Consider the following 11215-nt stretch of genomic DNA (forward strand, 5'->3'; position numbering starts at 1 on the left):
GATTGAGTTAACTAAAAACCGTTTCTCAATAAATTGTTTAGCTTGATCAATAACTTCGGTTCAACTTCTTTATAATCTGATGAAGACCAAAATGGAACATCCACTACTTTAATTTTTATGTTCTCGCTTTCATTCGATTTCTGAATGTTGAATACATAATCTTCAGCTAATTTTTCTGAAGTATTGGGGTACATTAGAATTACTTTGTCTGTACCCCTACGATATGCATAACTTATCATTTGATACATATCTGATTGCGCAACACCTTTGTTGTTATCTGATCCCTTTAAACCCCATCTGGGCTTGTATTTCGTATCAATAATTATTTTTCCTTTGGTCTTTTTATTAGTCAATAGTATATCGTGCTGCAAATTGAATGTTTGGGGCTCCTGGTGAAGGTAAAGCTCAGATTTTTGTGGCTCTATTTTAAAATCCTGACTAAAATGTTCCTTTAGAAATCCGGAAATAAAGTCTTCAAAAACATCTTCCATAGGAAATAATAAGCTCCAGTTTTTCATTTCATATTCAGCATGTGAGTATATCTGGTTTTCGAGGATCATCCTGCAACAGTGCATAACATCCTCATATTCCCCAAACAGCGTTGGAATTCTTATTTGATTCAATTGATCAATTGAACAAACCTGATCATCAACCTCGTCTAATACATTAATGCTCTCATTTAGCATCCGTAGTGTTTGGGGAATCGTTGTTTTAGTCAACAAAAGGCGAATACAATACTTAATGATCCTGTTTACTTTATTATCGTAAACGAAAGGATCATAATCACAGTCAATAAATTGGTTCTTACCCAAAGACAGCGTTCTTATGTAACGGTTAAAATTGATTTTTCCTCTTGGGGTTAACAAAGCCTCTTCAATTTCCTCATAAGCGGAATAAGGCCTGGCGCTTACCGTTTCATTGATTTGATTAGCTATTAAATAAATAATTAGTTCAGGGAATCTGTCAATCTCAAAATTATTCAGAAAGGATTGATTAAAGGGGAATTTTATCTTTTTACAATAGCTAAGCCAAAAGAATATGTGCCGATGCATTAAATCTTTATTCAGATGCGGCTGGTATTGAAAAACTTTCGGATAAATTTCAAAGAAATCATCATTACAGTGTACAAAACCAACAAAATTATTGGCTTTTGCTTTTTCGCCATCAAACGAAAGAAATGGCTGATATTCCTTCCGGAACGATACATTCGGGTCCTGATTATTATTATTTAACCACAATGATTTATAATTCTGCCATAGCGTGCACAGGTAATTCTCAAGACCTTTCCTGTCTTTTACTGCAATTTGATTGCCATATTCGAAAAGGGTAAACATTAATTTGCTGATTGAATTATCCAATCGTACTTCTCAATATCATATTTGATATCCCAGGTACTGTTCTTAAAAATCTCTTCTACAACCTCTGTTTTACCAGAGAAGTATTCCATCAACAACGGTATAATTTTATTTTTTATGGTTTTGTAAGAATCAAGTCCTGCCATAAAATAAGCATGCCCAATCAGGTAATCTGCTGTTTTTTTACGTGTAAAGATTTCTTTATTAATATGCTTTAAAAAAATGCCATCGCTCTCTTCCAACTTACTATAATCAGGAAAATAACCAATAAATTCAAACCTTCTGCGAAGAGCTATATCGATAAGCGCAATTGATTTATCAGCGGTATTCATTGTGCCAACAAGATACAGGTTGGGTGGAACGCCAAATTCCTTTTCTCCATTTGGCAATGTAATTCGTAATTCGTTTTTTGCACCGATCCTTTTGTCTTCTTCCAGGAGTGTGATCAATTCACCAAAGACTTTTGAAATATTTGCCCGGTTTATTTCATCAATTATGAGAACGTAATTCTTTTTGGGTTCTGCCTTATTATTATTAGCTTCTTTTTTCTTTGATCTGATTAATTCTGCCAAAGGATTGTAATAAGGTCCTAAACCTGTTGTAAATTCCCTTAAGCCATCAACGATCTCTTCTAATGTTTGAATACTTAGGGTATGACGGGAGTCGCCGCTTGGCTTATTGAAATAAATTGTATAGTCGGTTATATCAGTAATTGTATAGTAAATGCCTGATGCCATTTTAATTTTGACAGGCTCTCCCTTTTCGGTAAGAGGTTTTAAAACATCGGCAAATACTTCCTGAAAACTTCTTTCTTTAGACTGCTCATTTAAAGAAGCGAAATAATTTTCCCTTGCTTTTTTTGCGATCTCATAAAAAATACCTTTATATGATCTAAAGCGTAAAGATTCGTTCTCAATATCAGGCCTTATGCCTACCATGAAATCTTCGTAGGAATAATTCTGATGAAAAGTAACAAATTCAATTTGCCCTTCTTTTTTAAGTTTATCAAAAACTACTTTATTGTCATCATGATCTTTCTTTTTGATCCCGGTTACTATTTCAACAGCTTTGTCAATGCTATTATATGTTTTGCCTGTACCGGGCGGCCCAACCAATATAATATTGTTGGGATGTTTGTGAAGCTCTCCCTGAGATTTAATTATTGAGGCTTCTTCAGAAATAAATTCAACACCAAAATACGGTTCAAATATATTCTTATTGGCTTCTTCTATTTTATCAACCGTTATTTCTGTAAATGTGCTGTTGCCGCTTGGATAAATAAATTCTTTGAACGATTTTAACGGGAAAGGGTCAGTATTTATAGCAGATTTAATATACTCAACCTCTCTATAGATCCATCCATTTTTTCCCGTTATGTCTTCAGGAACATACCCCCATGAACCCGCTTTTACTTTTGCAATTGAAAACAACTCATCTCCTCCAATAGTAATGTAAACATAATCCCCTTCGGTTAAATCATTCTTAAAACTCTCGGCCTGGCCATTTCCAGTATTTTCGTGAATTACTATCCACTGGTTTTCTTTAAAAATGTCTAGTATGCTTTCATTCCCTTTTGATTTAAATGCACCATGTGATATTTTATACAGACTTTTTTGATTAAGCGGGATTGTTAAAAGCTTATTTTTTACAGGTTCATCTTCAAGAATTAAATGTTTGCTTTCCTCAAACATTTTTAGCATCTCTGCAAAATTGAAATTCCCAGGTAACATCTCCCCTGATCCTTTTACAAATGACGCATCAGCATGCCGATAAATACCGTATTTAACCTTTCCCTTATGAAAATCTACGAATAATTGTAAGCCTGTTGACTGTGTCTCCTGTTCTTTATTGAAAATGGCGAACCAAAGCTTATCGCTTCCTTGTTGTCTTGGCCCTTGAAAGTCGAAATAGATGTGTTTAACCTTTCCGTTTAATGCTAACCGGCTGATTATTTCAGCCATAAAACCAAGAATGAATTTCCGGATTGCATTGTGCCCATAAAAAGTAATTAAAGGAAAGAAAATGGAATAGTAGTTCTTGTACGAGCGATATTGGCTCTCTTTCCCTGTTCTATGTTTTATAACGAATCCGTCAAGCGTTGCAATATCCAGCTTTTTGCCTCCTTTCAGATACTCTAATACATCTTTTCGCAAATCAACGATAACACCGGAACGGGAAGCATAATAATCCCAGGCTTTTTGCAATTCTTCTTGCGGTACTGAATTTAATTTTGCAACCAGCGCGTTATTGTCTATATAAAATGTTGCAATTTCATTTGAAACTTCGCAAACGTCTTTAATGCCCTGGTTTATTTCCTGTTCAGTCATGTTTATAATTATTTTCTGTAGTTCGGGTTTATTTGACTAGAATCCAACAGTTATGCCTAACGTTGCAGCCTGCTGGCACACAGCGATGATAAATAAAAATACAAAAGTTGATGTTATAATTAAATTTAAAAGGGGAAATTAGCAGGAAGGCAATTTGATTAATAATCAGAGAGATTTAGCTATACCTTTCTTCTCTGCTTTAACTTTAATGCCTTTAAAAGTATTGGGAATTAGACTTGTTATCTTGTTGGAGAGTTCTTTTACGAATATGACGATATATTCAGATTTACCACTGCCTTTAATCCCGGCACCGGTAACTTCCTGTTGATTTTTGAGCTTTTCATACAGCTCTCTTTTAGCATCAACTATATCTGCCATACCGTAAATTTATAAAATTTTTACGGAAAATTCAGTTAATACTTCATTTATAGGTGTGGCAAATGTTGTACCGTCATCGCTTCCGGCAAATAAGAGCCCAACTGCTTTTAAAGTGCCCGACTCGAAGATTAGTGAACCTGAATCGCCCCCATCACAAAACATCTTCCCTTTATTACCAGTAACCTCGAACTGATCTTGAAAATCAATCTCTTTACCATCAAAATCAACTTTAAGGTCTAAATTACGGGTACTGATCTTTCCCTTAGTATGGCCGGTAGTACGACCAAATTTTTCTACCCGCATCTTATTCTGCGGATTGGTGGTACCTGAAATTTTGTTTTTCCTATTAATTAAAAATACGGGGTCTATTTCCTGTACAACCTCGGCTATAGCAGCATCCATTGTATTAGGTTTCACAAATTGTAATTCAACTAAATAGGACAGCTCAGCGATTACATCCCTGGCTTTTTTACCTCCATCAAGCTTTCCAGGCTGTAATATCGGGTCCTTATAATAGGCTTTATTGGTATTGGCAAGTACATGGTTATTGCTTAGCACATAAACCTTGTTTTTGTTATCTGAAACATAACAGCCTAAAGTTCCTGCTGTGATCTGGTAATGTCCAACTGAAATGCCTGGAAATGGAGGGCGATGATTGTTGGTAGGAAATTTAAATTTTATCAGGCCAGTTTCCTGAATTGCTATATCCTGTTTATTTACTCCGTAATACCGGGCAAGATTATTCGGCTCTAAAGTAGATTTACTTTTGGTCAATATTTTTATAAAATGTTCACCATTGCCTCTCTCCCCGACTCCTACTCCATTGACACTCGATCTTATTTCGCTATTAATTCCCATTGCACCTGGAGACACTGCGGCACTGAGTGAAAATGTTACAGGAGTTCTCCTTTGCTTTTTTATCACAGAAGATGAAATAGCTGACTTTAAATCAATTGCAGATTGAAAATCCATTTTACACAAAGAGTTAATCTAACAAATCTAACTCATGGGATGAATTAGAAAAACCGTTATTTCACCTCTTTTTACCGTTGGCCTATTCATTAGTTGAATCAAACATGACCAATCAACGTATTGGCATCAATAACGTTCACAATCCTGTGCATTTCAGGGCCGGCAGAAGGCGTTTTGGGAACAAAAACATGCGGTGAATAAGCCCTGACTGCTGCTTCTATATTTGGCCTGGTCTGGCACGAACAAATAACGGAAGTACAGCCGAGTGTCTTCATTTCATTTAGTAAACTTTTCAATGAATCCCGGCCTTTTTCATAATCCCCCATTCCAATGATGCCCACCTTCTTACCCCCATTTTCCAAGATATCAAATACATCTTCAAAATCAGGGTTCCCTAAAATTCTAAAATGCCCGGGAACCTGGGTAAAACCATTATTAAGTAAAAAAAAATAGGCGACATTGATTGCATGTGATTTACCAGTATTTTGGTTGCCCAAAAGCGCTACAACTTTCATATTTTATTAAACTTTTTTTAGTCTTCCGATAAAGCGGGATGTAAGAAAAGAGTTGACCATACTTTAGGTAAAATTACATTCTTCACCATTGAATCATCCTCACTCCAGTTGACCTTTGCGGCTTCTTCGTTTTCTAAACGCGTTGTGTAAACAATATCATCCGTTTTATTTCCATATTTGTCTGTAAGCGTCATGTAGGCACAAACAGAAACGGCCCCTATGGGTTGCCCGCTTTTATATAATTTATAATACAAATCGCTCATTTTTGATTTTATACCTACCTGCGTTAAATGGGCAGTGAGATTTTCATTTGCATTATAGTTAATTATTACAAATGCTTTGTTATTCTCCATTGCCACATTGATGTCTCTCAAAAAAGGCTTGTCGTTGTTATTTTCTCCCTTAAGCTCCTTTTGTATGATAGCTTTTATTGCTTCTTCGGGAGTAAGCGATGTAGGCTTTTCTTCTTTTACCTGCTTTGCCTCCTTTTGCTTTGCCTCTTCTTCCTTTATGAACTCTTCCATCGCCTGATCTATTTCTTCCTGGGCAGCATCAGCCGCTGATACCGGCCTGGCCACAACGCCAACTACAATAACAGAAGCGATCATTACCAGGCCAAATGTAAGGGCCACGGCTTTTCTTGATGTCTTTGCTTTAAACAAGGCCTTAAATAAAGCTGGTTTAATTAACCCGATGATCAGGCAGATAAGAGCTATCAGAAAAACCAATGCTGCTATTTTCTCCATAATGTATGAAGTTTGGAATGTTATTAATAAACACTATGGGGAATCAAAAAGAAAGATGGTTGAGGAACTGCTAACGGCAAAAATGATGCTATTTCTTTGGCAAGATATAAAAGCTTTTTGGATTTTGCGCCTTTTTCATTGTTACTCTATGTCGCAATTTGCCCTTCATTTGTCGCAAACACCTCCCTACCACCAGGCCTTACTTCTGTACTTTTATAAGACATTAAATAAGTTAGACCATGGAAACACAAACTGCCAGTAAAAGAACAACGGCACTACTCACCCTGTTCGATTATCATACGGGCTTCTTTGCCAAAGCACTTGAAGGAATTTCGGCAGAAGATATGCAGAACCGTTTGAACACACAAGCGAATCACCCGGCCTGGTTGGCGGGTTCATTGGTGCAGCAACGCTTTTTGATGGCATCCGAAACCAGTCCCGGACTAAAACAAACCGGTGAAGAGCTCTTCAAAGACTTTAAAGGCATTCAGGATGGGATACAATATCCAACTACTGCAGAATATCTAAAAGATTGGGAGAGAATTTCACCGGAAGCACGGAAGGCGCTGGTGCAAATGGATGACAAGAAGCTGGACAGTATGTTCGATATGGGTGAAATGAAAATGCCCTATTATGAATTGATCTGTTTCAACATTTACCGGGAGGCCAATATCATCGGCCAACTTGCTTTGTGGCGCAGGCTCCTGGGCTACCCAGCTATAAAATACGGTTAATTAGTACCAATATTATTTTCTGTGCCACCTCTTTTTTTCATGCCAGTCACATGTATGCGTTAAGAATTCAATTAGCTATCCAATAAGTAAATACTTTAGACAAGTATATATACAAGTATTTACGACATCTCATTGCCCACTATTCTTCCCCAAAAGATCAGCCTGAGGATCGGATATTTGCTGCCAAACTGGTTTTCAATACTCTAATGAAAAAATTCGTACTTTCTGTTACCCTGATTGTTGCGTATGCCGTCGCATTTGCACAAGTTAATTTAACCGGTGCCAATAAAGAGGTACCTGTTTTGACTGATTTCTGCAATCCTGAAGATGCTCAGAAAATAGTGACAGAAATAATGAACGCAGTTGGCCTGAAGCCAGACTTTATACTGAAGCCGGCCAAGGTCACTAACATAGAAGCGGCTGTTTCAAGGCACAAGAGATACATACTGTACAATCCGGAATTTATTGATTGGATCAATAAAACTACCAACAACAAATGGGCGGCCATTGCTTTGCTGGCCCATGAAATTGGGCATCATCTAAATGGCCATACACTGAAAAAAAGAGGTAACAGCCTGCTTGAACTGGAAGCCGATGAATTTGCGGGTTTTGTATTACATAAATTGGGCGCCTCGCTGGAGCGATCGCAACATGTTATGAATTATATTGCCAAAGCACAGAGATCAGCTACACATCCGGCAAGAGCCGACAGAATGCTTGCTATAAAAACAGGCTGGATGAAGGCAATGACATCCCCTGCCGCAGCTAATGATGTTGCATTGGATAGGAACAACTAAAAACTTTTAAACCGGTAAGATGGCGCCTTTTTTTGCCACATACATCTTACCGGTTTCAACTTCCTGTTCCATTTTTATTTTTGCCCGGTCAATTCATTTTCGTCCTATTAGCAGGTACATCCCTGTCGCCTGTATCGCCTTGAGGAATGGTAAACTGCAGCCCCTGTAAATAAGGATCAATACCCCCTTCCTTAAGATCAGTACGTCTTTCCGTAGTCTCAGCCCTTCTTTCTATAGAATCAGTCCTTCTTGCCATAGTAGTATCAGTTCTGTCTATAGGTTCAGTTCTCCTTACTGCAGTATCAGTTCTTCTTTCTGCAGGATCAGTAGTTCTTGCAGTGGTATCAGTTCTTCTTTCTGCAGGATCGGTAGTTCTTGCTGTAGGATCAGTTGTTCTTCCTGTAACACCAGTACTTCCTTCTTTAAATTGCAAAGCCGCTCTTGCATAATAGTCTCTTGCCTCATCTACCGTTTTCTTCCCTGTTATTATATCATGTGCCAGGTTCAAGGACAGAAAATTCATTTCCTCTCTATCGCACCTGGCAGATAAAGTACCTCTTGTTCTTTCCACAATTACACTACCGTCGTACCGTGCCAGATCAGTATACTTTTCAACAGGCACTTTATAATTAATGGTTTGCATAAGATAATCTGTGTGGGGCACAGGGAAATCATGTGGAATTCCGTCCCTCATCAGTACCGTCTTTTTCCATACGCCTTTGTTGTTCCAAACAAGGCTGGAACTTGTCACTTCATCTGGTAAGCCAAATTTACCTATAAGCACGGTGGAGGCATCCTTTGTATTGGCTGGCCAGTTCTCTGTAACTGAGTTTACATCTCTAACTGAAAAATCTGTTGCTTTATAAGCTGTACTACAGGCTATAACAATGACGATGATCAGGAAAATCGAAGACCCGATTAGTATTTTCATATCGCTATATTTAAGAGGTTATAAAAATTGTTTTTCTGAATAATCTGCTGAAAAAACTGTGCCTTTAAATGGGATAATGCCGGGGCAGCTGATTTGCATCATTTAATATATTGAAGCAGTGGTATAATGTTTGAACAATTCAAAAAAATCGGGAATCTCCCAAACAGGGCTTTGCTGGTTTGGGATGGGGAATGTGAATTTTGTCGTTACTGGGTAACCCGGTTTCGAAAGATCATTGGAGAAGAGATTCATTATGAGCCTTATCAAAAAATGGCAAATCAATTCCCGGAAATACCAGAAAAAGAATTTCGGCGGGCATTAAAATTCATTGATACATCCGGTAATGTTTATAGTGGCGCGGCTGCCGCATTCAAGGCGCTTGATTATGGGAAGAGCCGGTTTTCCTTATTTCAACTTTATATAAAAAATTCTTTCTTTCGAAAAGCAAGCGACCTGGTCTATAAAAAAGTTGCTGACAATCGTCCGATTGCATACAAAGCAAGCAAAGCTTTATGGGGTAAAGACCCTTCTTCACCAAAACCATACTGGATCATTTATATTGCAGCATTTGTAGTGGTTATAAAATTGTTACAGGGGAGTAAAAGACGATGAGTCTTAGTACCAGGCCCGATCTATTGACCTCTGCTGGCGCCCAATTCTTCAGGTCTTAATTCCGGTCAAGGCATCCCCAGCAACGTTCCATTTTGATCTACAATTACAGGCGATCTGCGTTGCCCGATATGGGTGGGTAAATCTTCCAGTTGATAAACATTGTCCGGATCGGCGCAGGAAAGATTTGCCATTTCCAGGCGGCCAAAATCAATCCCGAAAGAACGTTCACCCAATAAATTATATACGGCGGCATAAGCCAGTTGTAAAAAAAGATGTTCATTGTCTTCCGAACATAACGGGTGATACACTATAATATCCGTATCGTCAGGATCATCGCTTGCAAAAGAAAAACACAATTCACTGGGATCTATACCTGCTTTCTCTATTTGCTTTTCCAATAAGAAATCAACAGGCATGGGATCTTCCAGCGCAATAATGTTCCATCCGGGTATTTCAGGTGCGGTGGCGACAAATGCGTCTACTTTTTTAAAATGCATCACTTTGCCATTTACGGTGATGGTAAGCCTGGCCAATCCATTATCAGGCAATGTTACACTGAAGCCAAAGAATTTAAAATAGGCGCGTAAATGAGCGTTCAATTCATGCAGCCAGTAAGCAGCTTCTTTTTTAGTCTTTTTATTCAGCTCAAGATATTCCTGATTATAACGTTTGAACCACTCCCAAAAATGACGCTTTGGTAATTTGCTCATACAATCTTTTTGTAGGTAATTAAAAAAAGGAAATCCCGTCCCGGTTAAGCCGGGACAGGATTCCTGGTAAAACCTTACAAAGTAACTTCCAACGATCCTTCATTTTCCGGAACATCGGTTGCTATGGCTGTGATCTTACTTCCTGCCAGGTTGTTTGCCTGCGTTGCAGTGTAGGTCCAGTCAAGGCCATTGGTGCTTTGTACAGCATTACCTGCTTCCAGTAGCGTGCCGTTGGCAGCATATATTTCTACCCGTACACTTACTACGCGAAAATCATCTATTGCACGAACAGCGATCTTGTCGCCGGCTGCGCCTTTATAATTACGCGTATTGATGCTTTTAACAACGGGCGGAGATAGAAAATCTTCCAACGCTCTGCTATACACGTTTTGCCGGGGCCTTAGAACAGCGGCATAGGCTTCAGTCATGCCTTTGTCGGGACTTCGGATAATTGCCCGTGCATATCGTGATGCGAGCAGGAATTTTTCCTGTGTTTCTGCCTGTGCAGGTGTGGGATCTCCCTCCCTGCTTTTAGGTGCTTTCGCAACTACTGTTTTTCCCTCCCACTCGCGAAATACGAGTTCTTTTCCGAGGGATCCTCTAAGCTTGCCTGTTACCAGGCTATTATTTGAATGTGCCATGATTGTTTGTTTTTAATGGTGAATAAAAAAGATACCTTACCAATCGCTGCCGGGGAGAGGGTTTGCGGGTTCGCTCTTCCCGTTAGCCCTGAGCGAAACTCCTTTGGCGGCGACTGATGACACAAATGTATACAAGCTTTCAAGCCGTTTTTTCCAAAATGTGATGGTGTTTTGTTCTTGATGTGACGGGCTTCGGAAAGTGGTGTGATGAACTGCATCTTCTCCTCGGGAACACCTGTTTTTTTGTGACGGTGTTCGATAAATGGTGTGACGAACAGTACAAAACGGGTGATGAAAAACACAGCCTCCTCTTTGCCTCCTCGGCTCCCCCTCTGTTCCACCTCTTTGGCTCCTCGGAATCCGAGGAAGCAAAGAGGACCCAAAGAGGAAACAATGAGGTAGCATCGCGGTAGCATTGAGGTGTCTTATACCGTTATTGTCTAGTCCTATTCCATACAGCGTACACTTTACGCAATCCTGATAGTGAAAGGGTAATT

The 11215-nt window shown here is 38.8% G+C and carries 13 protein-coding genes; 3 read left to right on the top strand and 10 right to left on the bottom strand.

The window, feature by feature from the left end; translation table 11 throughout:
• Positions 1-11: 11 nt before the first annotated feature.
• The 6 genes from FAM09_RS22220 to FAM09_RS22245 all read right to left on the bottom strand — a co-directional run bounded on the left by FAM09_RS22220 (position 12) and on the right by FAM09_RS22245 (position 6293).
• Positions 12-1238, bottom strand: coding sequence for an McrC family protein (locus tag FAM09_RS22220; protein ID WP_208025630.1), 1227 nt, complete (start codon positions 1236-1238; stop codon positions 12-14).
• A 95-nt stretch (positions 1239-1333) separates the two neighbouring features.
• Positions 1334-3682 carry an McrB family protein gene (locus tag FAM09_RS22225; protein ID WP_208025631.1) on the bottom strand — a complete coding sequence of 783 codons (2349 nt, stop codon included), beginning with the start codon at positions 3680-3682 and terminating at the stop codon, positions 1334-1336.
• Positions 3683-3847: 165 nt separating this feature from the next.
• Positions 3848-4060 carry a hypothetical protein gene (locus tag FAM09_RS22230; RefSeq protein WP_136579343.1) on the bottom strand — a complete coding sequence of 71 codons (213 nt, stop codon included), beginning with the start codon at positions 4058-4060 and terminating at the stop codon, positions 3848-3850.
• A gap of 9 nt (positions 4061-4069) precedes the next feature.
• A complete protein-coding gene (locus tag FAM09_RS22235) occupies positions 4070-5032 on the bottom strand; it encodes a chymotrypsin family serine protease (protein ID WP_136579344.1) in 963 nt (320 codons plus the stop codon).
• Positions 5033-5130: 98 nt separating this feature from the next.
• Positions 5131-5547 (bottom strand): hypothetical protein, encoded by a 417-nt coding sequence (locus FAM09_RS22240; protein WP_136579345.1) that lies wholly within the window; start codon positions 5545-5547, stop codon positions 5131-5133.
• 17 nt (positions 5548-5564) lie between these two features.
• On the bottom strand, positions 5565-6293 hold the full coding sequence (locus FAM09_RS22245; protein WP_136579346.1) for a hypothetical protein: 729 nt from the start codon (positions 6291-6293) through the stop codon (positions 5565-5567).
• Between the two features lie 239 nt (positions 6294-6532).
• Here FAM09_RS22245 and FAM09_RS22250 point away from each other — a divergent pair, with 239 nt between their 5' ends.
• Both FAM09_RS22250 and FAM09_RS22255 read left to right on the top strand, forming a co-directional pair.
• A complete protein-coding gene (locus FAM09_RS22250; protein ID WP_136579347.1) occupies positions 6533-7027 on the top strand; it encodes a DinB family protein in 495 nt (164 codons plus the stop codon).
• Between the two features lie 206 nt (positions 7028-7233).
• The gene (locus FAM09_RS22255; RefSeq protein ID WP_136579348.1) at positions 7234-7824 is read left to right on the top strand and encodes a M48 family metalloprotease; all 591 of its coding nucleotides are present in this window, start codon (positions 7234-7236) and stop codon (positions 7822-7824) included.
• 88 nt (positions 7825-7912) lie between these two features.
• Here the strand turns inward: FAM09_RS22255 and FAM09_RS22260 are convergent, their stop codons facing one another.
• Positions 7913-8755, bottom strand: coding sequence for a hypothetical protein (locus FAM09_RS22260; RefSeq protein ID WP_136579349.1), 843 nt, complete (start codon positions 8753-8755; stop codon positions 7913-7915).
• A 126-nt stretch (positions 8756-8881) separates the two neighbouring features.
• On the opposite strand from FAM09_RS22260, the gene FAM09_RS22265 reads away from it, so the two are divergent.
• Positions 8882-9367, top strand: a complete 486-nt coding sequence (locus FAM09_RS22265) for a thiol-disulfide oxidoreductase DCC family protein (RefSeq protein WP_136579350.1) — start codon at positions 8882-8884, stop codon at positions 9365-9367.
• Between the two features lie 65 nt (positions 9368-9432).
• Here the strand turns inward: FAM09_RS22265 and FAM09_RS22270 are convergent, their stop codons facing one another.
• From FAM09_RS22270 to FAM09_RS22280, 3 genes are all read right to left on the bottom strand, one after another.
• Positions 9433-10077 carry a hypothetical protein gene (locus FAM09_RS22270; protein WP_136579351.1) on the bottom strand — a complete coding sequence of 215 codons (645 nt, stop codon included), beginning with the start codon at positions 10075-10077 and terminating at the stop codon, positions 9433-9435.
• 74 nt (positions 10078-10151) lie between these two features.
• Positions 10152-10718: a hypothetical protein gene (locus FAM09_RS22275; RefSeq protein WP_136579352.1), complete on the bottom strand. Its 567-nt coding sequence runs from the start codon at positions 10716-10718 to the stop codon at positions 10152-10154.
• Positions 10691-11020: a hypothetical protein gene (locus tag FAM09_RS22280; protein ID WP_136579353.1), complete on the bottom strand. Its 330-nt coding sequence runs from the start codon at positions 11018-11020 to the stop codon at positions 10691-10693. Before FAM09_RS22280 ends, FAM09_RS22275 begins: the two co-directional genes overlap by 28 nt.
• Between the last annotated feature and the right edge of the window lie 195 nt (positions 11021-11215).

This window comes from Niastella caeni (genome assembly GCF_004834005.1).
GTDB lineage: Bacteria > Bacteroidota > Bacteroidia > Chitinophagales > Chitinophagaceae > Niastella > Niastella caeni.